Consider the following 25,496-nt stretch of genomic DNA (forward strand, 5'->3'; position numbering starts at 1 on the left):
AGGAAAACCTTATGCTTCATCTGATGTATTTATTGAAACCGACACATAAAGCTCATCTGGATATGGTCGCCTTTTGGCATTGGGTGGAAAAACGTGACAAATGGTTCTACCATTCACTGGATATGGCGGGAGAACGCCGTTGGTATATCCGCACTATCGGCGATAATGTTCATTGTCTGGAACATTACGTTGCATTCGCCGATGAAGCCGCCTGGGGGCAATATCGCAGAGCAGTGTCAAAACTCTGCACAGATCCTGCATGGGAAAAAACCCGCATCGAACAAGATCTGTGGTGGGATATCCTCGATTCAAGTTTGCTGAATGATGCACCTTTTATCGTCAACCTAAGGAGTTAACCATTGTTATGATGACCGGTAGTGTCAGCACAGCAACCATTGTCTGAAATGTAATGATACCCGCCATTAACTGACTGTCACCACCGAGCTGGCGCGATAAAATATAGGCGGTCGGTGCGGTCGGGATAGCAAAGAAAATCACAAACAGATGATATTCAAGATCATTCAGCCCCGTTACAGCGGCAACAGCAATTGCCAGAAGCGGCATAAGACATAAGCGGATAACACTGTTAAATCCGATTTTCAGTGCCGAATAACGAATAGTTGCAACCTGTAATGCAGCCCCCACACACAGCAACCCGAGCGGCAGACTGGCACCGGCAAGTAATTTAGCAAACTGATGGGTATTATACGGCAGCCCGATACCGGAGATATTCAGTAACATCCCGATAATACAGGATATTATTAACGGATTGGTCAGAACGGGAACCAGCAGACGGCGCAGCGACAGTTGCTGAAATTCTGACAGGGAAATCACGGAAATAATGTTACACAGAGGTACTAATACCGCGAGGATCACCGCGGCAACAGCAACACCGGAAGGACCATAAAAATCATTGACGATAGATAACCCGAGGTAGGTATTAAAGCGGATCGCGCCCTGGATAAGCACACCAAATTCAGCAACCGGCATTGCACGAAACCGTTTTGCGATCACAAAACCGATTGTCGCCAGGCCGAGCATGATAACCAGAGAAAGCGCGAGTTTCGGCAGTTGCGGATTATCCAGCGGCGCGGTCGCGAGGCTGCTTATCAGCAGTGCGGGAAACAGAATATAATAATTGAGTTTTTCCGCACCATTCCAGAACCCCGCATCAAATACCGGACGCCGTTTTAATACGCAACCCAATAAAATTAAAGCAAATAACGGCCACAATGTCATTAATATAGCAAACATCAGCGGACTTCCGGCAAGACAGATATGTCCGCATCATAACAGGAACATTGTACAGCGCGAGTATCTTGCCCTGTTTTGTATTTCTGATCGCATTTTTATACCCTTATCCGTTCAACTGCGCAAAACCAGGTGACAGTGTCACGCTTACCGGCGGAGTATCATCACCCCGGATGCGGCGCAATAACCGGGTGGCGGCGCTACTTCCCACTGCACGTGACGGCTGGGTGATAAAGGCGACCGGGATGTCATACAGCGCTTCGCTGCCGATATCATCAAACCCGACCAATGCAATTTCCCTGGTATAATAACTTTCGTTATCACCTTGTTTTACTGCATTCCCGGTGCTCAGTGCCGCAAAATAAGCGCCGAGCGCAGTGCCGGTGTTATGACAGACAATGGCACTGACATTGGGGTACTGATACAAAAATTCAGACACCATGCGGATAATATTTTGCTGCTTATTATCAGTCTCAACAATCCATTCGGTCCGGAACGGCAGCCCGTATTGTACTAAGGTGGAGCAGTAACCGCCGATCCGCTCTGCGCGGGTCAGTGAATCCCCCTCTCCGCCAAAATAGGCAATCTGCCGGTGACCGTTTTTGATGAGGTATTCTGTTGCCAGCCTGGCGGCAACTGCATTATCCGGGCGGACAACATCGATACCCGCGAATTCGCTGGCTCGGGCAGCACATACCAGTGGGATCTGATAATGCTTTACCCGCTCAACGACATCATCCGTCAGGAACTTTCCGCCGCCGGCAATTACACCATCCACACCATAGCGGATCAGGCTGTCCAGCGAGCGGGTAAATCCGTCGGCTGAATTACCGCATTGTGTCAGAAAGACCTGTTTTCCCTGAGTCTCCGCGTATTCACTGACCCCGGCGGCAACTTCAGCATAAAACGGCTCAGTAATATCTTTGACAATCAGCCCGATCACATTTGAAATGTTATCGCGTAATGTTGCTGCCTGCTGGTTGCGGACATAGCCCAGCGACTCAATTGCGGCATTTACTTTTTCCGCGGTTTTACGCGAGATCCGCCCTTTTCCGCTGAGTACCAGCGATACTGTTGTGACCGACACCCCGGCCAGTTGCGCCACATCGACAATCGTGACTTTTCTGAGATTCATAACGCCAGATACTTCCCTTATACATCAGATACCGCAGAGAATTTTACACAATATCCGATAAAACGTTTTATCTATTTATTAAATATGGTTGTCAGGTCATGTTTATTTTTTGTGATCGGGTAAGTATTATATTTTGGTAAAACGTTTTATCTTATTTTACCTTCACAACACCACACTAATAATTACAGGATACGGTATGAGTAGCCAACCAAAACAAAAAGTCACGCTCTGGGAGTTTTTCCAGGGACTTGGCAAAACATTTATGCTGCCTGTCGCACTGCTCTCATTTTGCGGGATCATGCTCGGGATAGGCAGTTCGCTCAGCAGCCGTGATGTTCTCACTCTGCTGCCGTTCCTTGACCACACTGCATTCCAGCTGGTTTTTACCTGGATGAGTAAAGTCGGCTCATTTGCCTTCAGTTTTCTGCCGGTGATGTTTGCTATCGCCATTCCGCTGGGTCTGGCGCGCGAAAACAAAGGTGTCGCCGCATTTGCGGGCTTTGTCGGTTTTGCGGTATTCAACCTTGCCACCAATTTTTATCTGACAGCAACCGGCGTATTACCCACAACTGACCCGTTGATCCTCAAAGCGCATAATATTCAGAATATCATTGGTATTCAGTCAATTGACAGCGGAATTCTGGGTGCGGTGATTGTCGGTATCATTGTTTATATGCTGCATGAGCGCTTTAATACTATCCGCCTGCCGGATGCGCTCGCGTTTTTCGGCGGCACCCGGTTTGTGCCGATTATCACTACTCTGGTACTGGGTTTATGTGGTTTGCTGGTGCCGCTTATCTGGCCGTGGTTCGCGATGGGGATCAACGGATTAGGCAAACTTATTCACAGTGCGGGTGCATTCGGCCCGATGATTTTCGGCTCTGGTGAACGGTTGTTACTGCCTTTCGGGCTGCATCATATTCTTGTCGCACTTATCCGCTTTACTGAAGCCGGCGGTACCATGGATGTGTGCGGTAATACCGTTAACGGCGCGCTGACTATCTTCCAGGCACAACTTTCCTGTCCGGATACCCAGGGTTTTGCAGCAAGTGCCACTCAGTTCCTTTCTCAGGGAAAAATGCCCGCTTTCCTCGGCGGTCTGCCTGGTGCGGCGTTAGCTATGTACCACTGCGCACATCCTGAAAATCGTCATAAAATTAAAGGATTGCTTATCTCCGGTGTGGTTGCCTGTGTGATTGGCGGCACGACAGAACCACTGGAATTCCTGTTCCTGTTTGTCGCACCGTTCCTGTATCTGATCCATGCGATTCTGACCGGTCTTGGTTTCACTGTGATGGCAATCACCGGGGTGACTATTGGTAATACAGACGGTAACCTGATTGATTTTGTGGTCTTCGGGATCCTGCACGGTATTCAGACTAAGTGGTATATGGTACCGGTTGTCGCCTTTATCTGGTTCGCCGCTTACTACGGGATTTTCCGTTTCGCCATCACCCGCTTTAATATCAAAACCCCGGGCCGCGATACAGATACTAAAACGGGTGATAAAACCCCTGCTGTCACCGGCTCAGCGGGTAAATCCGGTTATAATGTCCCTGCGATCCTTCAGGCTCTCGGCGGTAAAGAGAATATTATCTCACTGGATAACTGTATCACCCGTCTGCGGATGTCAGTGAATGATATGAGCAAGGTCGATGATGCACAGCTCAAAGCGCTGCGGGCAATCGGGGTTGTTCATCTTAATGACCATAATTTACAGGTTGTTATTGGTCCGCAGGTTCAGTCGGTCAAAGATGAACTGGATCAACTGATGAAATCTGCGCCTGACAGCGCACAGCCTGTTGTTCAAAATATCTGATCGTTCAAAATACCTGATCGTTCAAAACGCCTGATATTCCTCACCGCACTGTTTATCAGTGCGGTTTTTTTCCGGAGAAACTATGTCGCCAGAAACTATGTCGCCAGAAGCTATGTCATCAGAAACTATGTCATCTTCATTATTTTCTGTTCCGGTCGATCGCCACGGAACCTATTGTACGCAATGGGATTTTGTACAGGATCGCTTTGGTCAGGCCGATTTACTGCCGTTTACTATCTCTGATATGGATTTTGCCACCGCTCCGGCTATTTTGCAGGCAATCACTGACCGCACCACTCATGGCGTATTTGGTTACAGCCGCTGGCAGCATGAGGATTTTCTCAGTGCCGTTGCGCACTGGTTTTCATCCCGCTTTCAGGCGGAAATCGATACACAATCATTGGTTTATGGTCCGTCTGTTATTTATATGGTCAGTCAGATGATCCGGCTGTGGTCGCAACCCGGGGACGGGGTTCTGGTTCACACCCCGGCGTATGACGCTTTTTATAAAACAATCACCGGAAACGGACGCAATATAGTCGCGTGCCCGCTGGAGAAAACAGCGGATGGCTGGTGGTGTGATATGGAAAAACTGGAGGCACGACTGGCACGACCGGATACCCGTATTATGCTGTTGTGCAGCCCGCATAATCCGACCGGTAAAGTCTGGACCCGCACAGAGCTGGAGACAATGGCACAACTGTGTGAGCGCTATAATGTAAAAGTGATCAGTGATGAAATCCATATGGATTTGTGCTGGTCGCCGCATCAACACACGCCCTGGTCTGAAGTCGGGCGTCAGGAATGGGCACTGTTCACCTCAGCATCGAAGTCGTTTAATGTACCGGCACTGACCGGTGCTTACGGGCTCATTAATAATATGGCATCCCGTGAAGCGTATTTTCATCGCCTGAAAGCCTGTGACGGGCTATCTTCTCCCGCGGTTCTGGCCGTTATTGCCCATATTGCCGCATACCGGAACAGTGCGCCGTGGCTTGATGAACTGCGTGATTATCTGTTTGCTAACTTACAGTATGTGAAACAGCGGTTGGATGATGCGTTTCCTGAGCTTAACTGGCAAATACCGCAATCGACCTATCTTGCCTGGATAGATCTCAATCCGCTGAATATTGATGACAATATACTGCAGGATACACTGATTAACCGGGAAAAGGTGGCGATCATGCCGGGATATACCTACGGAGAAGAAGGTCGCGGTTTTTTACGTCTTAATGCCGGATGCCCGCGGGAAAAACTTGCCGCAGGATGGATAAATTGATTAGTGCGCTGAAAACACGCTGACACATACTCTAAAATAAATACTTTTTACGGGCCGGGATATTACAGCATCCCGGTCATTCATGTTTGCCGACCTTATTGCGTAAAGCCCGGCGTAAATAAGAAAACGGTAAACCCGGACATATTTTGTCATCCGGCCTGCCGGTCTTCACCGCTTCCTGTTTTTCATCCTTTACCGGCGCTGTCTGCGTTTGCGGTTGGATTTTACCGGAGGTGGTGTTATCCGCCATTTTATTCCCCTTCTTTACTGAGTGCGTCGTTAACCGCTTCTATTTTTTGTACGGCGTCATTAAGAATATCTGCGATTTTGCTGAGCTTACCGGCATCCAGCTCGCTGGTAACCAGTTTGTGGCGCAGCAATGCGCGTAAATTACCGAGAGCCTGTTCGATTTCATCAGATAACAAAGAACCCCGGCGGAAAGAGTCTGTTTCTTTCAGGCGCAGTGCGATTTGCTCCAGAACCCCGGCATTTTCATCCAGATGCAGCTTCCCTTCCGGCGTCAGGCTGTAACTCTTACGTCCGTTTCCGGTGTCTTCAGCAACAATCAGCAACTGGTCTTCAAGCAGTGTCAGTGTCGGATAAATCACACCCGGGCTTGGTGTATACAGACCTGATGTTAACTGACTGATTGATTTAATTAATTCATAACCATGACTTGGTTTCTGATTAAGGTTCGCCAGCATCATAATGCGCAGGTCGCCATGATCTAACAAACGACGCAGACCTTTGCCCCGTCCGCCACGGCGCTGACCGTGTTCACCGCGACCATGATGTTCGCCGTGCTCGTGATGGTCACCATGACAACCGTGTTCACCGCGGCCATGATGCTCACCGTGTTCGTGGTGGTCGCCATGACAGCCATGTTCACCGCGACCATGATGTTCGCCGTGTTCATGATGATCGCCATGACAGCAGCGTTTGCTTTGTCCGTGGTGTTCGTCGTGATGGCTGCCATGCCCGCCGTGACGTTGACGCCCTTCCTGTGCATCGCAGGTGCGATGACGTAAAGCATGTAAAAACATAGAGTAATTCCTTTTGTAATTAATAATTTTAATCAGCGACGGATATTAGATATATCTGTTTCGCTTCGTGGATAACTATAGCCACTCCATAACCAAAGGTCAATTTAGATATATCTAAAATAGCACGATTTGCGCTTAACGGGAATGATAACCACTCTCATATTGTAGCGTGCAGGCAGGATGCACTATCAACAAATAATGCGGATATACCCTTATTCATTCAAACTGCTGGTTCGTTGGCAGCAGAAAGGCAGCCGGGGTATGCTCCCCGGCTGCCTTTCTGCATTCTGAATGATGTTGGGTATAGTGCAAAAAAGAAGGATCAGAAGTCAGGATTGGTCAGAATGATTTTGCCGGTCAGATCCCCGGACTCCATCAATTGATGAGCTTTCACCACATCCGCCAGTTCAAAAGTATGGCTTATCAGCGGTTTTATTTTACCCGCCCGTAATAACGGCCAGACTTTTTGTGCAAGGTCACGGGCAATAATGGCTTTTTCTTCCGGTGTCCGCGCCCGCAGGGTTGATCCTGTGTGAGTCAGACGCTTTACCATCAGCGGCATCATATTCAGGTTCTGCGGATTGCCGCGCATCAGCCCTATCTGGATTATCCGGCCTGCTTTTGCGGCAACTTCATAGTTTTTCTGAATATAATCGCCACCGATAATATCCACAACCATATTGACACCCTGCCCGCCGGTCAGGTCAGGAATGACCTGTGCGAAATCGGCTTCCCGGTAATTAATCACATGGTCTGCGCCAAGCTGGCGGGCAATATCGGCTTTTTCTGCAGAGCCGACAGTGGTGTATACGGTTGCACCAAATGCTTTCGCCAGCATGATTGCCACGCTGCCGATACCGGATGTACCGCCATGAATAAGAACGCTCTCTTCACTTTGTAACTTACCGATCTGAAAGACATTCGCCCAGACCGTAAAGAAATTTTCAGGAATACCGGCGGCATCTGTATAACTCAGATTTTCCAGCGGCAGAGCGATGCTGTCATGGACGAGGCAGTATTGCGCATATCCGCCGCCTGCCACAAGTGCACAAATTTTATCTCCCACCTGCCAGCGTTTACAATCTTCACCAACAGCGACCACCTCACCCGCAATTTCAAGCCCCGGCACAGGAGATGCATCCGGTGGCGGCGGGTAACTGCCCATCCGCTGAAACACATCAGGCCGGTTAACTCCGGCAGCCGCGACTTTAACCAGCAGGTATTCTCCCTGTACCTTAGGTAATGGCATTTCAATTACCTGTAATACCTCAGGTCCGCCGGGCCGGGTAATATCGATTGCCATCATTGATTCGGGTAATGTATGTGAAATCATTACGTTTCCTTAAACAGTCCTGGATATATAATATAAGTCGTTATATGACTACTTTAAAATTCCGGATGAATTATTGTCCGTATCATACCGCTGCTTATAAAAGATAGCATAGCAAGATGACGAAAATATAATATCTGAGACGTCTTCTTTTATATTAACCATATTAAAAGCATGGTTATTTTTTATGCTCCGGCTATGTCTGTTCGTGCCATTGAAAAAGCACGATTTAATTTAACCTGACACACTGTTTTACAACGAATAATGAACGCCTTATTCACATTCGGGTATATTATTAACATGCTGATATGTAATAAATTGACCTGAAAATGACTCATCTGTTGTTCCCGGGTGGATTAATGAGACGTTAATCAAAAAAATTACATTACGACATCACGAAAAAAGCATAGTATGTCAATATTATGCGCCTGTTTTTAGCCGGGTATAACTATATTTAAACTCAGACCACTTACCACTTTTGGTAGTCTGTGATAAAATTGATTCAAATCAATATTATTTCAAGAGCAAGCCTATGATCCCGGAAAAACGTGTAGTACGTAGAATTCAATCAGGCGGCTGTGCGATCCATTGTCAGGATTGCAGCATCAGCCAGCTGTGTATCCCTTTTACGCTTAATGAGCATGAGCTGGATCAGCTTGATAATATCATTGAGCGCAAAAAGCCTATCCAGAAAGGTCAGGCGCTGTTCAAAGCCGGAGATGAACTGAAATCTCTGTATGCTATCCGCTCCGGAACCATCAAGAGTTATACCATTACCGAAGAAGGTGATGAGCAAATCACCGGTTTTCATCTGGCGGGTGACCTGGTGGGTTTTGACGCTATTATCAATACCGAACATCCGAGCTTCGCACAGGCACTGGAAACCTCGATGGTCTGTGAAATTCCGTATGAAACCCTGGACGACCTCTCAGGGAAGATGCCGAATTTACGCCAGCAAATGATGCGTCTGATGAGCGGCGAAATTAAAGGCGACCAGGAAATGATCCTGTTGTTGTCTAAAAAGAACGCAGAAGAACGCTTAGCGGCATTTATTTATAATTTATCACGCCGTTTTGCACAGCGTGGTTTCTCTCCGCGTGAATTCCGCCTGACCATGACCCGTGGTGATATCGGTAACTACCTCGGTCTGACTGTCGAAACAATCAGTCGTTTACTGGGGCGTTTCCAGAAAAGCGGCATGCTGGCCGTAAAAGGTAAGTACATTACCATTGAAGATATGGATCAGCTGGCAGCCCTCGCCGGTAAAGTACCTGCTCTGCCACAGGACTGATTAATAAAGATACCGGGACTGCATTTCTCTGCGCTGTGATCTGCACCAGACCGAATTATTTCGGTTTGGTGCTAATATTTCCTACATTCCTGCTCCGGTTTGGTTTATCTTTACAGATACGAATCCCGTTCCGCGAGGAGAGATGAATGTCTGACTATCAAAACCTCTTAGTTGCAATAGACCCCAATCAGGATGATCAGCCGGCATTACGGCGTGCGGTATATATCGTGCAACGCAATGGCGGACGAATTAAGGCTTTCTTACCTATCTATGACCTCTCTTATGACATGACAACCCTGCTCTCCCCTGAAGAGCGGGATGCGATGCGCAAAGGTGTTATTGCTCAGCGCAGTGCATGGATTAAACAGCAGGCGCGTTATTATCTGGAAGCCGGCATCGACATTGAAGTAAAAGTCGTGTGGCATAACCGTCCTTATGAGGCCATTATCAAAGAAGTGATCAGCGGCGGTCATGACCTGATGCTGAAAATGGCGCATCAGAATGATAAGTTTGAATCATTGATATTCACCCCGCTTGACTGGCATCTGCTGCGCAAATGTCCGTGTCCGGTCTGGATGGTGAAAGATAAAGTCTGGCCGGAACAAGGTTCTGTGGTGGTCGGCGTGAATCTGTCAAATGAAGAGTCTTATCACGATGCACTGAATCTGAAGCTGGTGGCTATCACACAAGAGCTCGCCAAACGGATAGTCAAAGATCCCGCTATTCATCTGGTCAGCGCGTACCCGGTTGCCCCTATTAATATCGCGATTGAATTGCCGGACTTCGACCCGAACACCTACAATAATGCCCTGCGCGGACAGCACCTTATCGCAATGAAAGAGCTGCGCCAGCAGTTCTCTATCGGTGAGGAATACACGCATGTGTATGAGGGATTGCCGGAGAAAGTCATTCCTGAAGTGACTGCTGAACTGAATGCCGGGGTGGTTGTACTGGGAATTATCGGGCGGACCGGGATTTCAGCGGCGTTCCTCGGTAATACGGCGGAGCATGTCGTTGATCATCTCAAATGTGACCTTCTGGCGGTAAAACCGGATGGTTTTGTGTGCCCGATTGATGATGATGATTAATTACTGATTAGTTTCTCGGCTATATAAAAAACGCATAAAAAAGCGGGTGATTATGATTAATCACCCGTTTTTTGTTTTAACTACTGATGTTAATAACCGGTTTTACAGTGAACGCAGAATCGCTTCACAGCTGGCTTTGGCGTCGCCAAATAACATCTGGGTGTTTTCTTTAAAGAACAGCGGGTTCTGAACCCCGGCGTAACCGGTATTCATCGAACGTTTGAATACAATCACGTTCTGCGCTTTCCAGACTTCCAGTACCGGCATTCCTGCAATCGGGCTGTTCGGGTCATCCAGCGCCGCCGGGTTAACCGTATCATTTGCGCCGATCACCAGAACCACATCGGTATCTTTGAAATCATCATTGATTTCATCCATTTCCAGCACGATGTCATACGGCACTTTTGCTTCAGCCAGCAACACATTCATGTGACCCGGCAGACGTCCTGCCACAGGATGGATACCAAAACGTACCTTGACGCCTTTATCGCGCAGCTTCTGCGTAATATCGTGCACCGGATACTGTGCCTGGGCAACCGCCATACCATAGCCCGGAGTGATGATAACGGATGTGGCATTTTTCAGCATATCCGCCACTTCTTCCGCGTTGATTTCACGATGCTCACCGACTTCTTCATCACCGGAGCTTGCTGTTCCGTCAGTTCCGAAGCCGCCTGCAATAACACTGAAGAAGGAGCGGTTCATTGCCTTACACATAATATAAGACAGAATCGCACCGGACGAACCGACCAGAGCACCGGTAACAATCAGAAGGTCATTACTCAGCATGAAACCGGCTGCCGCTGCTGCCCATCCTGAATAGGAGTTGAGCATAGATACCACGACCGGCATGTCTGCACCGCCGATAGAGGCAACAAGGTGCCAGCCGAATGCCAGGGCAATCACTGCCATCACGATTAAGGTGAGAACCTGTAACCCTGCGCTGTCTGTTTTAACAAAGGTCCACAACAGCAGGAAAGAGACAACCAGTGCCGCCAGGTTCAGTTTGTGACGGTTCGGCAGCATCAGCGGTTTTGAGGATAACTTACCGCATAATTTGCCGTAGGCAACAATTGAGCCGGTGAATGTTATCGCACCAATGAATATGCCAAGGAACACTTCAGTCAGGTGAATATTGTTCATCACCGAAGACGTCAGCGCCTGGTTGTGATCCATATAACTATTGAAACCGACCAGAACCGCAGCCAGACCCACAAAGCTGTGTAAAATCGCAACCAGCTCCGGCATTTCAGTCATTTCGACTTTACGCGCCAGACGAATACCAATCACAGCACCAATCACCATGGCAACAATGATCCAGCCGATATTGGATGAATATGGTCCGAAAATGGTGGCAGCCAGTGCGATAGCCATCCCGATAACACCCAGCAGATTACCGCGCTGAGAGGTTTCGTGGCGGGATAACCCGGCAAGACTGAAGATAAATAAGATTGCGGCAACAATATATGCCGCTGTAACGACTCCGCCAGACATATTCATTACCCCTTACGAAACATTTTAAGCATACGCTGAGTGACGGTAAAACCGCCGAAGATATTGATACTGGCAATCAGCACCGCAATAAAGGAGAAAAACGTTACCCAGCCACCGCTGCCGATTTGCAGAAGTGCGCCGACAACAATAATGCCCGAAATTGCATTGGTTACCGCCATCAGTGGCGTGTGCAGTGCATGGCTGACATTCCATACCACGTAGTAACCAACCACACAGGAGAGCGCAAAAACAGTAAAGTGGGATAAAAATTCCGCCGGAGCCACATTGGCGAGCCAGGCAAACAGAACAAACGCCAGCGCCATCAGTCCGTATTTCAGCCACGGAGACATTGGTTTTGCCGGTTTCTTTTCAGCTTTTACCGCAGCAGGTTTTGCCTGCGGCTGAGCTGAAACCTGGATTGGTGGTGCCGGCCAGGTGATTTCACCGGCTTTCACCACAGTCAGACCACGGATGACCACATCATCAAAATCAATATTGATTTCGCCGTTTTTCTCTTTGCACATCAGCTTCATCAGGTTCACCAGGTTGGTGCCGTAAAGCTGAGAAGACTGAGTTGCCAGACGCGCGGCGAGATCGGTATAACCAATGATTTTCACCCCGTTTTCGGTGGTGTGAATCTCACCCGGCACTGTCAGTTCGCAGTTACCGCCGTTTTGCGCGGCTAAATCGACAATCACACTGCCCGCTTTCATCGACCCGACCATGTCTTTTGTGATGAGTTTTGGTGCCGGACGTCCCGGGATCAGTGCGGTAGTCACAATGATATCAACGTCTTTTGCCTGTTCAGCAAACAGCGCCATTTCTGCCTTAATAAAGGCTTCTGACATCACTTTTGCATAGCCGTCACCGCTGCCTGCGGCTTCCTCGAAATGCAGTTCGAGGAAATCAGCGCCCATGCTGTTGACCTGCTCTTTTACTTCAGGGCGGGTATCGAATGCGCGGACTATCGCACCCAGGCTGCCTGCGGCACCAATGGCGGCAAGACCGGCAACACCAGCTCCGATAACCAGCACTTTTGCCGGCGGAATTTTACCGGCGGCAGTGATTTGTCCGGTGAAAAAACGACCGAATGCATTGGCGGCTTCAACAATTGCACGGTAACCGGCAATATTGGCCATCGAACTGAGCGCATCCAGTGACTGTGCACGGGAAATACGCGGAACCGAGTCCATTGCAAACACGTTAACGCCCTGCGCAGACAATTTTTCAAGCAGCTGCGGGTTCTGGGCAGGCCAGATAAAGCTGACCAGAGAACTGCCTGCTTTCATCAGCGGGATTTCACTGTCAAGCGGTGCGTTTACCTTAAAAATAAGGTCAGACTGCCAGACATCCTGTGTGCCGGCGATATCTGCCCCGGCTTCACGGTAAGCGTTGTCATCAAAACTGGCAAGATGACCGGCTCCTGTTTCAACAACCACATCAAACCCGAGTTTTTTCAGTTGTACAATGGTAGCCGGCGTGGCGGCGACCCGGGTTTCACTGGACTGTCGCTCTTTTGGTACACCAATACGCATAATGTTCCCTTATATGTACCCTTATTCATTCAACCTGCAGGTTCGTTGGCTGCGGTCAGCCTGCCTGTGCGCTGAATGACGTTGGGTAATAAGCTCAAGTGTTTTACGGACATGCTGGTCAGACTTGTGCATAAAAAAACAGCCATCTGCACGAAATCAGATCAAACACACCCTTTTATCTGAAATGTCCTAATAACCTACTGAAAAATGTGATATCGATCCATCTAATTTATTCGTTAATTCATACTAAACAGTATTTCCCCGGACAGAAAATTATTTTGCCGATAAATGACTATGATTGCATAAATTTGTGGTAAAAATTGCTGTATGATTAACAGTCTCAAACCGGCACGATAAATTAAAGCGACAACAAGCACAAATACATGTCATAATCGTGCGGCCAGGATATAAAATTACAGGTTCAGCACGTTATGAATATTAATTGCGCAAGGCGGAAGGATTTTGTATGAAGCTGAAAACAACGGTCATCGCATCTGCGATGTTTTTTTCATTTACGAGTTTGCTGCCGGTTCACGCAGCACAGGAATTAACGCCGGAGCAAGCGGCTCAATACCAACCTTTTGAGCGCATTGCCGTTACAGGCCGTTTCAATGCAATTTACGAAGCTGCTGCCGCCGTTTCCCGTAAAGCAGACAAAATGGGTGCCGATGCTTTCTATATCCAGAGCCTCGATGATCTGAACAGTAACGGAAACATGCGTGTGGTTGCTGATGTTTACCACAAAGATGCTGCACCGGCTGAAAAGAAAAACTACCGGTCATTCCGCGGTATCAATGAATTACCTGAAAAAGAAGCCATTGGTCTCCAGCCTTTCGACACAGTGACGGTAAACGGGTATTTCGCCAACAGTCCTGATCTGAATGATGCTATTGCCAAAGAAGCCATCAAAAAAGGCGCAGCCTCTTTCTTTATCGTCCGTAATATCTTTACCAATGACGGCGGTAATCAGCTGGCAACAGCCTATGTTTATAAAGCCGATGCACCTAAGCGTATTCTTCAGACCGATGAAGCGCTGATCCCTGCTGATTCAGATGCCGGCCGTGCCGCACTGGCAGCCGGTGGTGAAGCGGCAAAACAGGTTGAAATTCCGGGCGTTGCCTCTTCAACAGATACTGCCGGTAACAGCGTAGGTCGTTTCTTTGAAACTCAGGCGTCACGTGGCGGGCGTTACACTGTTACTTTGCCTGACGGTACTAAAGTAGAAGAGCTGAATAAAGCCTCTGCCGCTGTTATGGCACCATTTGACAGCGTAACCTTCACCGGTTATTACACAACCTCTCCGGAAGTGTCTTATCAGGTGGCGAAACGTGCAGCAGCCAAAGGCGCAAAATTTTACCACATTACCCGCCAATGGCAGGCCAGTGGCGGTAACGTGACCATCAGCGCGGATTTCTATAAGTAATCCATTCCTGCGGTCAATAAAAAGCGTATCGTCTGATACGCTTTTTTTATACCTTTAATTCAGTACGTTTACCTTATCCTCACAATCTGCTGCAAATGCATTAAGTAACAGTAAATATGCATAATATAATGCAATTAATGCATGATTAAACATTGCATATCCCCCCGACTCTCCGTACAATCAGCGCCAATTTTTGCGTATTCAGTCAAATTGATTGCATGAATACCCTGCACTTATATTACTGCTGCAGACTTACCGGGATGGTACTTTGGATAAAAAACTCAGTTTAACCGCGCTTACGGCATTAGTGCTCAGCTCAATGGTGGGCGCCGGTGTTTTCAGCCTGCCGCAAAATATGGCAGAAGTCGCCAGCCCGGCAGCACTAATCATCGGCTGGTCAATTACCGGCGTCGGTATTCTCTTTCTCGCTTTTGCATTACTGCTTCTTTCCCGTCTGCGTCCTGATCTTGATGGCGGCATCTTTACCTATGCCAAAGACGGATTCGGCGAGCTGATAGGTTTCTGCTCGGCATGGGGATATTGGCTGTGCGCCGTGATTGCCAATGTGTCTTATCTGGTTATCGTGTTTGCTGCATTCAGTTTTTTTACTGATACACCTGAGCATATTGTTTTTGGTGATGGTAATACCTGGCAATCACTGATTGGTGAATCTGTTCTGCTGTGGATTGTTCATTGCCTGGTTCTGCGCGGTGTTCAGACTGCCGCAGGTATTAATAAACTCGCCACATTTGCCAAGCTGGTGCCTCTCGGTCTGTTTATTGTGCTTGCGGTGATCGCCTTCCGCTGGGATACATTTCATCTCGATTTTACCGGTGTTGAGCTGGGTGTTCCGGTCTGGCAACAGGTAAAAGACACTATGCTTATCACATTGTGGGTTTTTATCGGTATTGAAGGTGCAGTTGTTGTCTCTGCCCGCGCACGGCGGCGCAAAGATGTCGGACTGGCAACCATGTTTGCCGTGATATCAGCATTAAGTATCTATATCTGTGTAACGCTGCTCTCTCTCGGGGTTGTTGCCCGTCCGGAACTGGCTGAAATGCGTAATCCGTCGATGGCCACACTGATGGTGAATCTGATTGGCGGCAGCGGCGAAATTATCATTGCTGCGGGGCTGATAGTCTCTGTCTGCGGCGCGTATCTGAGCTGGACAATTATGGCAGCGGAAGTCCCGTTTATTGCCGCACTTCACGGATCTTTTCCGTCTCCGTTCAAAAAGCAGAATGCAAACAATACACCATCGACATCATTATGGATGACAAACTGTGCGGTGCAGCTTGCGCTGGTGCTGATCTGGCTGAGTGGCAGCAATTATAATACGTTGCTGACGATTGCGTCTGAAATGATTCTGGTGCCCTATTTTCTGGTCGGCGCTTTCCTGGTGAAAACTGCGTTGAGACTAAAAAAACCGGCACTGCTGGGCGTGGGAATGGTCGCGGCACTGTACGGATTATGGCTGATTTATGCCTCCGGTTTGCTCAATCTGCTGCTTTCCGTAGTGCTTTACGCGCCGGGAATCCTGGTTTTTCTGTACGCGCTGAAAAATCGTGAAATAAAAACCACCCTGCACTTTGTTGAGTGGACCATTATTGCCCTCCTGCTGGCAGGAGCGGTTCCTGCGCTCTGGTATTTAATCCGATAGTTATCTGAGCGTAGCGGGCCAACGCGGCCCGCTACGCTCAGATAATCCCTACACCAGAAGTGCCCCGCCTTTTTATCCCTGTTATGCTAATCAGACACGATAGTTTATCGGGTCTGATTTTAAATAAAGAAAAATTGTATGTTGTAACTAATTAACGTATAGAATACTGTTCTAAAACATCAGCCACCTACCGATGTATCCAGATTAAAGCTCTCAACCAAACCGGAGAGAGCTAATCATATTGCTTTATTTACTACTGTTTTTTTGTACGCTTGCTTTAATGGACTCTTTTTCTTCTGGTGAGAGTTGCTCAAACAATGTGATATCCGTCGTGTTTTTTTTGCAGAACTAATGCATAGTAGTAAGCTTGTTTAGCATCTTGCTTAATGAGATAAGCCTCATATATATTTTCTGCTGCGTGGTAAGGATGATTTTCCAATGATATTAGATACCAGCCGATGGCTTTATCTACATTTTTGGGAATGCCGCACTCTCCATTAAAATAGTAATCCCCTAAACTTTTACTTTCCTGGGCATAAGCATTAGGGCGATATATTTTCTCCATCTCTGGTGCCCCAGATAAGGTTAACCACGCTTTTAAGTATTGATCGGTTTTCGTCATATCCATATTTTTATTGGAGCAGTTTTTATAGGGATAGTAGGCACGGAAAAGTTTATACGTTGCTTTTTTAGGCTCTATTTTAGCGGCTTTCTCAAGATAGCTGATGGCCTTATTAAAATCACTATCTCTGTAATATAAATATAAATCATATAACGCACTGATACGGGTATCCGATTGTTGCTCAAGTAATGCGACATATTTCTCGGCGGATTTCTCTCTAATCAACTGCTTATTACTTGTTATACCATCACCATAGAGTTCTTTAAGTTGAGAATAAGCGCTATATTTATAGTCTTCATCATTACTGTGCAAATTGCTTTCAAGGGCGGTGATAACAGCTTGATACTCTTTTGAATCAGTCACCACTTCGGGTGATGAAATAATTAACTGAGCAAATCTATCAATAGAAAAAAGATCACCCTTCCCGGCACCTGATTGCAATAATTTTTTCTCTTCCTCTGTATCGAGATCACTATTTACGATAAGTGGTTTGATAGCCTCGATATTGCCAGCTTGGTAGCTAGCATTAAACCATGGCAATGCTTCAGTGATATTCGACTCTCTAACGTACCAATAACCAAGTTCGAGCGCTTTATCGGCATCACCATTTCGAGCCGGAAGAATCGTTGAGTGATAAAATATAAGGTCATCTTTAGCCGATGCATTATCCGGGATTTTTTTGAGCCACAAAACAGCTTCGTCCCAATTCGATAGTACAAGTGTTGATTCGGTTCTTCTATCTACAATACCTGTTTTCAGTAACTCCGCATAAGCTAATAAACCATCTTCATCACCTTTTTTAGCAGCTTGATGGTAATAATCTTTTGCTTTGATGATATCAAATGGAACGCCATTACCATAAAAATAAGCGTTACCTATTTCATATAAGGCATGTGGGTTATTATCTTTTTGACTAAAAAGAGCATCAAATTGCTTCATTTTATCGGCGTTTTCTTGCCCGGTAGATCCTGATTTCCCATAGAGTTCTTTCGCTTTATTTCGGTTGACTGAAACGAATGAACTCCCATAGAAATAATGGTTAGCAAGTTTATAAGTAAGAGACGAGTTATTAACCTCTACGGCTTTCAGATAATAATTGAGTAATTTTTGATGATCTTTTTGTTGCAATGAATCAGTGTCGTAATAACGAATTATCTCTGCCAGAGCAGCTTGATTACCTAACATTGCACTGCGGTCCAGGTACTCAAGCCATTTATCGTTATCAATAAGTTGCCCGAACTTACCATTTTTATAAGCATTGGCAACGATAAGATTAGCATAATCATCACCATCAGCTGCTTTGGTTTTATGTTCATTGAATTCCGCCAGTACTTTTTTGATGGCATCAATGTGTGACTGAGCCTGAACATACTGATTTTTTTCGGTGATGATCTGCTGGTAATAACTTAATGCTCTTTGATAATTAACCGGGTTTTTATAGCGACCCATTTCAAAAATATTCCCAAGTTGATACCAGCATTCGTTTTCTCCTAGGTTGGCACATTTTTCAAGCCAGGAGATTAACGAATCTTCTTGCAACTTAGTAATTATGCTAAATCGTTTAGAGAAATAGGGCCATCTTCCAATGTATTCATAACCCTGAATATTTTTGGCAATATATAAATTAGCATCTGAACTACCCAAGTCTGCCGCTTTAAATATTAAGTCATAATAAGATTTTAGTTGTTCATCAGAAACTTCATCAATATTGTTGATTTTTTTCAGCTGCTCTATCGCATATTGAAAGGTGATATCGGGGTCTTTACCAATTAATGGAAGTACATACTCTTCGGCTTTTGGATACGATTTATTGACTGCTAATGTCAGTAATAATTTCTTAGCCACAGAATTATTCAGACCATACTCCATCAATATTTCGTAGGCGGCATTAAGCTCTTTATCCGATAACGTATCTTTGTACTGTTTATCGTTGAAGACTTCATCAATGAGGGATATAGCTTGGGATTGTTGATTTTCCTTATATTTAATTAAAGCGATAGCATAATGAATTTTAGCATTTAAATTATATTTGTTATATTTATCATAAAGTTCAAAGGCTTGCTGATTGTTTTTCTTGGCATCAGTACGCAGCAGATAGTCGGCATAATGATGTGCTTGCAAGTAATAATTTTTATTATTCATGTCGTCGAGAATGTACTCAATAACAATTTTTTTCATCGAGATAAGGCGTAAGGTCATATGTATAAAATAATTCTGTAAGATAACGGTTTGCGCGGGTATCTTCAGGGAATTTAATGATATTTTCATTATACAACTGAACTGCTTTTTTTTATATTTTGCGCAGTACCAATACCATAGGCATATTTTTCAGCTAAATTGAGACGAAGATAACTTTCAGGTGAGATATCAAAAGCTTTTTGCGTTAACTCAAAGGCTTTGCCTGGATCATAAATTTCACTGTGTTCAGTGTAATAAGCATAGCTGGCATAGGTCAGTGCCATTGGGTCATTGGGATAATCAGCCAATAGCTTATTGGCATAATACGTTACTTGTTGATTAAGCTGAGTGTTTGGGTAATCACTGTCTTCAAGTAGGTTCTTGATAAGAGATGACATCGCCCCTTTGTTACCTAACTCTGCTGCTTGGCGAAGATATTTTTCGGCAAGTTCAGAGGAAAATTTAAAATTGTTATCCTCTATATAGACGGAATAAACACGGTACAAATAAAATGCTGCTGGAGCATATCCACTATCCGCGATAGTAATGACATCATCTGGATTTTTGTGTGTTATGGTATAACGAAGATAGAGCGCTTTGGGATCTTTTTTATCAATTAATGGTTTAAGATAATCAACAGCTTTAGATTTATTTTCAATGACACCATCACCTAGATTATAGAGTTCAACAAGTTGATAAATCGCGACACTATCACCTTTTTTTGCTAATGACTCGAGTTCGGATAATTTATTAGCTCGTTCAGTTGGATTCAACACACTGAACATTGATATTGGCAGAAGCGGAGGATTAAATATATCTTCATTACCACACTTGAGCAGCTCATTGAATATATCGGAGTATTGCCTGGCGAGTTGAGGATTTTTCTCAACGCCATTTTTACCTTCTTCATAAATAGCAGACAATGGATACGCTGCCAGTAAGAAGCCATCATTAATTAATGAAGTCAGGATTTTAACAGCTTCTTGGCTATTCTGGTCCTCCCGCTCCAGTATTCCCGAATAGACATATAATCCAAATGGTTCATTCTGTTTTGCCGCTAATGTAATGTATTGACGTGCTTTCTTTAAATCTTCAGGAAGAATTTTTTTATCATCAAGATAGTAGCGAATACCAATAAAAACCTGAGCCCGACTGTTACCAAGGTCAGCGGCTTTTTCAAGTGAACGATATCCGAATGGGTCATCCGGAGTATCTGCAAGTAATTGCAGATAACGAAAAACCCCCAAATTATACAGAGCATTTGGGTTCCCCGCATCGGCAGATTTGATTAACCACTCTTTCGCTTGCAGACGATCCTGCGGCTGACCTCTTCCATCCCAGTACGCCATGGCGAGATTAAAGGCATCTTGACTATTCTTAGGACCAGACTTGGAAGTGTGGGCGAATTTCTGCACATCATCATTATGGAAGTTATATTCAGTGTTTTTTTCAGAAGGATGCTTGAAATGAAAAATACCTAGAACAATTAATACAGAAATAAATAATAAGCAGATAATCAACCATACTCGATGCGGAATACTAATTTTTGCAGACACTTTATCGCCCTCGCCTTATCTGGAGAAATTTAAGTTAAGTCTATTCCATTGATAGAATGACTTCATCCTTTTATTCATAAAATAGCGGCAATGGATATAAAATAAGGTAAAAGAAAGCTCTAAAAAGTGGCAGCATTAGTCAGTTCCGAAAAATGGTCAGTTAAACGCTCCTACGCGTATACGACAACAGCCCCATCAATTCTCTGATGGGGCTTTTTTATTCTTTCTGCCTGGCTCGATGATATACAGCCCCAGGCTAAACACGCTGTTGAATCTACCTTTTTTTCTTTTGATCTTTAAAGGTGATTAATTCTTTCTCTAATAAATCAACTGGTTTGCCATTAACTAACGCAGAAGCAGATTCTATGTTAAATTGTGACATAGAATAGTCGCAGCCTTTTTTATCATAAATTGGCACCAGTCTGGAGCCTTCATATTCTATTTTTTTGCCGTCACTGTCATGCTCGTAGAGGCTATTAAACCCGAAAGGTTTAAACGCTACTACTTGGATTTGTTCAAATAGCCCCTCACTATCTCTATCTTTAGTGGTGATTTTCAGCCCAACACGTAAGTTTTCAACAGGGATCCTATTATTGCTCTCAACTCCAAAATATAACTCACATTCCACTCCTGAATCACTGTTACCCGAAAAGGTTGATATCCGCTTTATGGTTAATTTTGGTAAATCACTGCTAAATTCATTACGTCGTTTTTTATCTGATTCGCATAACTGGATATATTTTGTACGCGTGAGCGTCTCACTAAAACCGCTGGTACTATTTTCATATAAATTAGCGGATTTTTGGCAATCAACTTTTACACCGTTACCATTGTAATACATTAAGCTTAAATATTTTTCAGCTTCTCGCCGGCTATAATCGCTTGATTGATTGAATAGTTGCAATGCTTTGGGGTAATTAACCTCAATGATTTCACCTTCATAATAGATCGTAGCTAACTTTAATATGGCATTATTATCACCAGACTCCGCTGCTTTGCTATACCACTCCATGGCTTTCGCAGGATCTTGATGTATTCCCCAATCACCTTTTTCATATAACTGACCTAAAATATTTTGCGATGCAGGTTCACCTTTATCAGCAGCTTTTCTGAACCATTTCAGTGCCTCCAAGTCTTTTTCTTCAGGTGCTAAAGAGGAATAACCAAAATTATAAAAATGGCCAACCTTAAAAAGGAGTTCGCCATCCCCATCTGATGCCCATAGTTTTGCAAGGTGCAGTGTATCTTGTTTACTGAACCCTATTCGCGTCAACATATCTTGCGTGGATTGATCACCTGACGTCAAATACCTTGATATGTAATCAATCAATTGATAGCGGATTTTTTTATCCGTCTCAGCTTCCGATTTAGCATCAAAAAGCGTAATACTTAGATCATTAGCATTATTTACATCAATACCTTCTTTATTTACTTTCTCGACAAACTGCTGTGCTTTCGTTTTATTTTTCTCAACACCAATACCATATTGATAGAAATACCACGCATTACCACAGCCATAGTCTCCGCCAAGATCACAAGCCTGCTGATAATAATCTATCGCTTTTAGTACATCTTTAGGTGTATTAATTCCATGCTCATAAATAAAACCGAGAGTACTTAATGCATGTGGGTCTCGTTCCTTCGCAAGCAAATTAAGTTCAGCAATTGCATTAAGAGAACCATCTTCATGATCCGTCAATAAACGTTCGATTTCCTTATTTGAATCAGCAAATGCTACACCGGATAATAAGAGAAAAACGATTGGTAATCGAAATTTTGAAATAAAGTTACGTTTGCTCATTTTGAATCCATTTTATTAATTGATGACTACCCACACATCATTTCGCAACCTTACCATTTTTGTATTTTCTTCTTTGGGGCTTAACTGCTGCTGTAACAATGGAAATGTCTCTTTAATCACCTTATTGTTAACCCAAGGTGATATATTGATGGCATTGTAGGTAAATGTGACCTCAACTTCCTTGAAGGCATTTTCAATCGGTGGGTTTATTTTAACAATGTTTGTGACCTGATAATTACCAGCGCAAATATAGAGACTTGAATCATTTTGCAGATATTTTTTACCTTCCAATGTCGGAGCATAACGATAACCCGTTATCTCTCCTTCACTGTTTGTCATCCCCTCTTTATCTAACAAACCAACGGATTTAAATGCATCAAAAGATTTAATGTCATTTTTGAAATTCGTTTCCGTCTCTTTTTCTGAAATAAATAGCCCTGATGGCCCTTTTTTTACCTGAACGGGAAAAGGTTTTGCGCCATTATGGGGAGCAGGAGATGGCACAATACAAAAATTTTGATAGTATTTATCGATAGCCTTAGTCAGATTGTCAGGTGTGAGTTCATTATTTTCATCCTTACAACCAACTAACACAACTATACTAATAGACAGGTATTTCAATAGGTTAATTTTTTTCATATTGGTTGTTAGGCTATCTGCCACGTCATAAAAGGAACAATCAGTATAAGTAATATACTCCAGATAATGAAGTAACTTATCTAATATTTTCCCTTGCAGCTTTACTGGTAAACCATCAAGCCTTATATGAGTTACCGGAATACCGCAGATATCACAGCATTCCAGTAACTCGTCACTTTATCTATTCAATCTTTTTTAAACCCCTGCTTACCCTGACTAGCCCGCCATTCTTTAATTATTTTAGTAATCGCCTCAGGTGTGCTATCAGCATCTGACTTAGCGAAGTAAATTAAATCAGTACCATCAGGATGCTCTGTGATTTTTTCAAAGTGACTGAGTAAGATATCTAATTGTTCATCTGTCTCCGCTATATTTTCCTTATAAATCTCCTTCATCAGACCCAAAAATTCACTTTCAGTATAATCAGTTATGCTATTTTTTAATTTCATTACTCAGTTACCTCTGTGAATATCAATATGACGTTTCGGTGTAGTAACACGGAGATTACCCATATCATAAACTTCCCCGCCCCGGCTAATAAGTTTATCGTGATGGATTTCAAATGAATTTCGTTTCCCTACAACCCCATCTTTCGGCGTTTTAGGCGCCTTGCCAATCTGCATACGATCCCGGTTTCCCTTGATAAACTGCTTTGATAACTCAGGGTCTTTAGAAACCTCTATCCAAAATTGCTTCCGAAAATCATCAAAGCTGCTAAATTTCTTACCCCGTAATTTATCAGCAATACGATCAGGGATCTGTGCTCCGGCTTCTTTTCCTGCATCCTCCAGCCATTTATCACCAACCGTTTTGCCTTTGCCTGTGGCGATTCCCAGTTGATTGCGTTTTTTCTCTTTATTTAGTTTATCTTCAGCGGATTTTTTCTTTTCTTCTGCTTTTTTACGACTTTCCAGTGCAACGGAAAGCGCTTTTTCTGCTTGTTCATGCTGATTAATTGCTCTATTAATGTTTGTTAGTGCATTTAAAATAGCTGTAACCGGGTGGTCACTAAGAGTAAGAAGCCCTCCTGACAGATAACGACTAACTTTAATATGCAGTTCTGCAACTTTTGCCTGACTTTCAGGAATATTAACCTTTAATGTTTCAAATTTTATTTGAGCATTCAGAACTCGGTCACTAGCAGATTTCAGTTCATTATTCGCTGCGTCAAACTGCTCCTGAGCCGCCTCTACCGGATGCCGCGCCACCCAGTCTTTTTTCGCCTGCTCAATTATTTTTTTCTCTTCTTCCGGTTTTGGTTTTTCCGTAACAGAAATATAAATCGGTGCATGATCGCCACCAAAATCAATCATGGCATGATATGAATGGTCGGTTTCTATAGAAGGGATATACTGATGCATGGCAGGAGCTGTATTTGGCTTTGCCGATTTTGATCTTCGTCGCTTGTTTTTATAGATCTCAATACGCATCGGCGTCATGCCGGGAACAACAGCCGCAGTATAGACATTCGGTTTATTTGTCTTTTGGGCTTTTACAACTGAAACAGGTGTCGGTGTAACGGGGGTTATCGCCACCCGTCGTGAGTTAGTCAGGTCATCAATCACCGCCTGAGCAATGACTCCAGCCGGAACTGCATCATATTTGTGAATTTCGTTCACAGGTACAGATGTGACAAGGTTAGCCGGCAGTGTTGTAATGCCATAGATTTTTTGCTTATTAAAATCCACATCCTTGATATTAAAATGCATTTTTGGTTCTGTTGCTATGGTTGCCGGATATAGCAAACCAAAAACACCCATTACGCGAACACCCCAAGGACCATATTTACTCAGAATACCTGAGAAATATTCACCCAACTCAACAACCGCTGCATAAACAGATTCAGTAAACGCAGTTTCTGCTAAAGTAGCGCCGAAAACACCTTGTTTATTAGTGACTGATAATGCCGTTACACCTATAACACCTAAATCGATTGACGTTACTGATTCAGGATTTGAATCTATATTTACACGTCCATTGGCTGATTCGCTATTACCACTGCGGGAGCCTCCGAATTTGTCCGGATCGAAGTGATGGATATCTCCGTAGGGCGTATTACTTGTCCCCCATCCACTACCACTGCCGGAACCGCCACTTGATGAACCACCGTTACCACCAATCCCTGTCGGTCCGCCGTTGATATTGCCCCCGGTATCATGGGCACCACTGTTGTAACCATTTCCATCACCACCACTCATGATTGTGTCCTTTTATAAAATTAGCAATATGCTGGTTTTATACACAGCGATAACTAACCCTACTCCTGAATCATGAGTTTAATCAGTATAAAAAACGTCAGAATACAATGAATTAAACAACGTTTATTTTTTATTTATCACACCACAAATTTTA

Annotated in this window: 19 protein-coding genes and 1 pseudogene; 7 read left to right on the forward strand and 13 right to left on the reverse strand. The window is 44.6% G+C overall.

Annotation, left to right across the window (positions count from 1 at the left end; translation table 11 throughout):
* Positions 1–11: 11 nt before the first annotated feature.
* Entirely contained in the window at positions 12–356 is a 345-nt protein-coding gene (locus tag AYY17_RS00350; protein ID WP_067420389.1) for a hypothetical protein, read from the forward strand.
* Here the strand turns inward: AYY17_RS00350 and AYY17_RS00355 are convergent.
* Positions 340–1,254, reverse strand: coding sequence for an AEC family transporter (locus AYY17_RS00355; protein ID WP_067420390.1), 915 nt, complete (start codon positions 1,252–1,254; stop codon positions 340–342). The two genes, AYY17_RS00350 and AYY17_RS00355, sit on opposite strands and share 17 nt — an antisense overlap.
* Before the next feature lie 103 nt (positions 1,255–1,357).
* Positions 1,358–2,386: a Mal regulon transcriptional regulator MalI gene (gene malI, locus AYY17_RS00360; protein ID WP_067420392.1), complete on the reverse strand. Its 1,029-nt coding sequence runs from the start codon at positions 2,384–2,386 to the stop codon at positions 1,358–1,360.
* A gap of 196 nt (positions 2,387–2,582) precedes the next feature.
* On the opposite strand from malI, the gene malX reads away from it, so the two are divergent.
* Together malX and AYY17_RS00370 are read left to right on the forward strand one after the other, a co-directional pair.
* A complete protein-coding gene (gene malX, locus AYY17_RS00365) occupies positions 2,583–4,205 on the forward strand; it encodes a maltose/glucose-specific PTS transporter subunit IIBC (RefSeq protein WP_067420396.1) in 1,623 nt (540 codons plus the stop codon).
* 127 nt (positions 4,206–4,332) lie between these two features.
* A pseudogene (locus AYY17_RS00370) lies at positions 4,333–5,507 on the forward strand (MalY/PatB family protein).
* Between the two features lie 53 nt (positions 5,508–5,560).
* Here the strand turns inward: AYY17_RS00370 and AYY17_RS21785 are convergent.
* The 3 genes from AYY17_RS21785 to AYY17_RS00380 all read right to left on the reverse strand — a co-directional run bounded on the left by AYY17_RS21785 (position 5,561) and on the right by AYY17_RS00380 (position 7,860).
* Positions 5,561–5,734, reverse strand: a complete 174-nt coding sequence (locus tag AYY17_RS21785) for a hypothetical protein (RefSeq protein ID WP_202906364.1) — start codon at positions 5,732–5,734, stop codon at positions 5,561–5,563.
* A gap of 1 nt (position 5,735) precedes the next feature.
* Positions 5,736–6,527: a PadR family transcriptional regulator gene (locus AYY17_RS00375; protein WP_067420398.1), complete on the reverse strand. Its 792-nt coding sequence runs from the start codon at positions 6,525–6,527 to the stop codon at positions 5,736–5,738.
* 322 nt (positions 6,528–6,849) lie between these two features.
* Positions 6,850–7,860: an NAD(P)H-quinone oxidoreductase gene (locus AYY17_RS00380; RefSeq protein ID WP_067420400.1), complete on the reverse strand. Its 1,011-nt coding sequence runs from the start codon at positions 7,858–7,860 to the stop codon at positions 6,850–6,852.
* A gap of 529 nt (positions 7,861–8,389) precedes the next feature.
* Here AYY17_RS00380 and fnr point away from each other — a divergent pair.
* Both fnr and uspE read left to right on the forward strand, forming a co-directional pair.
* The gene (gene fnr, locus AYY17_RS00385; RefSeq protein WP_067362491.1) at positions 8,390–9,148 is read left to right on the forward strand and encodes a fumarate/nitrate reduction transcriptional regulator Fnr; all 759 of its coding nucleotides are present in this window, start codon (positions 8,390–8,392) and stop codon (positions 9,146–9,148) included.
* 146 nt (positions 9,149–9,294) lie between these two features.
* Positions 9,295–10,236, forward strand: coding sequence for a universal stress protein UspE (uspE, locus tag AYY17_RS00390; RefSeq protein WP_067420402.1), 942 nt, complete (start codon positions 9,295–9,297; stop codon positions 10,234–10,236).
* A 102-nt stretch (positions 10,237–10,338) separates the two neighbouring features.
* On the opposite strand, the gene pntB is transcribed toward uspE, so the two are convergent.
* Together pntB and pntA are read right to left on the reverse strand one after the other, a co-directional pair.
* Positions 10,339–11,730, reverse strand: coding sequence for a Re/Si-specific NAD(P)(+) transhydrogenase subunit beta (gene pntB, locus AYY17_RS00395; RefSeq protein WP_067399818.1), 1,392 nt, complete (start codon positions 11,728–11,730; stop codon positions 10,339–10,341).
* Positions 11,731–11,735: 5 nt separating this feature from the next.
* On the reverse strand, positions 11,736–13,265 hold the full coding sequence (gene pntA, locus AYY17_RS00400) for a Re/Si-specific NAD(P)(+) transhydrogenase subunit alpha (protein ID WP_067420404.1): 1,530 nt from the start codon (positions 13,263–13,265) through the stop codon (positions 11,736–11,738).
* Between the two features lie 466 nt (positions 13,266–13,731).
* On the opposite strand from pntA, the gene ydgH reads away from it, so the two are divergent.
* Entirely contained in the window at positions 13,732–14,688 is a 957-nt protein-coding gene (ydgH, locus tag AYY17_RS00405) for a DUF1471 family protein YdgH (protein WP_067420405.1), read from the forward strand.
* A 268-nt stretch (positions 14,689–14,956) separates the two neighbouring features.
* On the forward strand, positions 14,957–16,348 hold the full coding sequence (locus AYY17_RS00410) for a basic amino acid/polyamine antiporter (RefSeq protein ID WP_067420406.1): 1,392 nt from the start codon (positions 14,957–14,959) through the stop codon (positions 16,346–16,348).
* Positions 16,349–16,658: 310 nt separating this feature from the next.
* On the opposite strand, the gene AYY17_RS00415 is transcribed toward AYY17_RS00410, so the two are convergent.
* From AYY17_RS00415 to AYY17_RS00440, 6 genes are all read right to left on the reverse strand, one after another.
* Positions 16,659–19,148 carry a tetratricopeptide repeat protein gene (locus AYY17_RS00415; RefSeq protein WP_162271083.1) on the reverse strand — a complete coding sequence of 830 codons (2,490 nt, stop codon included), beginning with the start codon at positions 19,146–19,148 and terminating at the stop codon, positions 16,659–16,661.
* Positions 19,149–19,237: 89 nt separating this feature from the next.
* A complete protein-coding gene (locus AYY17_RS00420; protein WP_067420411.1) occupies positions 19,238–20,704 on the reverse strand; it encodes a tetratricopeptide repeat protein in 1,467 nt (488 codons plus the stop codon).
* 274 nt (positions 20,705–20,978) lie between these two features.
* Entirely contained in the window at positions 20,979–22,505 is a 1,527-nt protein-coding gene (locus tag AYY17_RS00425) for an SEL1-like repeat protein (RefSeq protein ID WP_067420412.1), read from the reverse strand.
* 15 nt (positions 22,506–22,520) lie between these two features.
* Entirely contained in the window at positions 22,521–23,144 is a 624-nt protein-coding gene (locus AYY17_RS00430) for a hypothetical protein (RefSeq protein ID WP_156656599.1), read from the reverse strand.
* Between the two features lie 185 nt (positions 23,145–23,329).
* Positions 23,330–23,593: a bacteriocin immunity protein gene (locus tag AYY17_RS00435; protein WP_067420415.1), complete on the reverse strand. Its 264-nt coding sequence runs from the start codon at positions 23,591–23,593 to the stop codon at positions 23,330–23,332.
* 3 nt (positions 23,594–23,596) lie between these two features.
* Positions 23,597–25,342 (reverse strand): colicin-like bacteriocin tRNase domain-containing protein, encoded by a 1,746-nt coding sequence (locus AYY17_RS00440; RefSeq protein ID WP_067420417.1) that lies wholly within the window; start codon positions 25,340–25,342, stop codon positions 23,597–23,599.
* Between the last annotated feature and the right edge of the window lie 154 nt (positions 25,343–25,496).

Origin of the sequence: Morganella psychrotolerans, from assembly GCF_001676055.1 — a bacterium.
GTDB lineage: Bacteria > Pseudomonadota > Gammaproteobacteria > Enterobacterales > Enterobacteriaceae > Morganella > Morganella psychrotolerans_B.

Excerpts from the sequence above, each read along its gene's own strand:
- AYY17_RS00415 (WP_162271083.1), bottom strand. The coding sequence starts at position 19,148 with ATGAAAAAAATTGTTATTGAGTACATTCTCGACGACATGAATAATAAA.
- malI (WP_067420392.1), bottom strand. The coding sequence starts at position 2,386 with ATGAATCTCAGAAAAGTCACGATTGTCGATGTGGCGCAACTGGCCGGG.
- fnr (WP_067362491.1), top strand. The coding sequence starts at position 8,390 with ATGATCCCGGAAAAACGTGTAGTACGTAGAATTCAATCAGGCGGCTGT.
- uspE (WP_067420402.1), top strand. The coding sequence starts at position 9,295 with ATGTCTGACTATCAAAACCTCTTAGTTGCAATAGACCCCAATCAGGAT.
- AYY17_RS00425 (WP_067420412.1), bottom strand. The coding sequence starts at position 22,505 with ATGAGCAAACGTAACTTTATTTCAAAATTTCGATTACCAATCGTTTTT.
- AYY17_RS00375 (WP_067420398.1), bottom strand. The coding sequence starts at position 6,527 with ATGTTTTTACATGCTTTACGTCATCGCACCTGCGATGCACAGGAAGGG.
- AYY17_RS21785 (WP_202906364.1), bottom strand. The coding sequence starts at position 5,734 with ATGGCGGATAACACCACCTCCGGTAAAATCCAACCGCAAACGCAGACA.
- AYY17_RS00435 (WP_067420415.1), bottom strand. The coding sequence starts at position 23,593 with ATGAAATTAAAAAATAGCATAACTGATTATACTGAAAGTGAATTTTTG.
- AYY17_RS00355 (WP_067420390.1), bottom strand. The coding sequence starts at position 1,254 with ATGTTTGCTATATTAATGACATTGTGGCCGTTATTTGCTTTAATTTTA.
- pntB (WP_067399818.1), bottom strand. The coding sequence starts at position 11,730 with ATGTCTGGCGGAGTCGTTACAGCGGCATATATTGTTGCCGCAATCTTA.
- AYY17_RS00380 (WP_067420400.1), bottom strand. The coding sequence starts at position 7,860 with ATGATTTCACATACATTACCCGAATCAATGATGGCAATCGATATTACC.
- malX (WP_067420396.1), top strand. The coding sequence starts at position 2,583 with ATGAGTAGCCAACCAAAACAAAAAGTCACGCTCTGGGAGTTTTTCCAG.
- AYY17_RS00350 (WP_067420389.1), top strand. The coding sequence starts at position 12 with ATGCTTCATCTGATGTATTTATTGAAACCGACACATAAAGCTCATCTG.
- pntA (WP_067420404.1), bottom strand. The coding sequence starts at position 13,265 with ATGCGTATTGGTGTACCAAAAGAGCGACAGTCCAGTGAAACCCGGGTC.
- ydgH (WP_067420405.1), top strand. The coding sequence starts at position 13,732 with ATGAAGCTGAAAACAACGGTCATCGCATCTGCGATGTTTTTTTCATTT.
- AYY17_RS00430 (WP_156656599.1), bottom strand. The coding sequence starts at position 23,144 with ATGAAAAAAATTAACCTATTGAAATACCTGTCTATTAGTATAGTTGTG.
- AYY17_RS00440 (WP_067420417.1), bottom strand. The coding sequence starts at position 25,342 with ATGAGTGGTGGTGATGGAAATGGTTACAACAGTGGTGCCCATGATACC.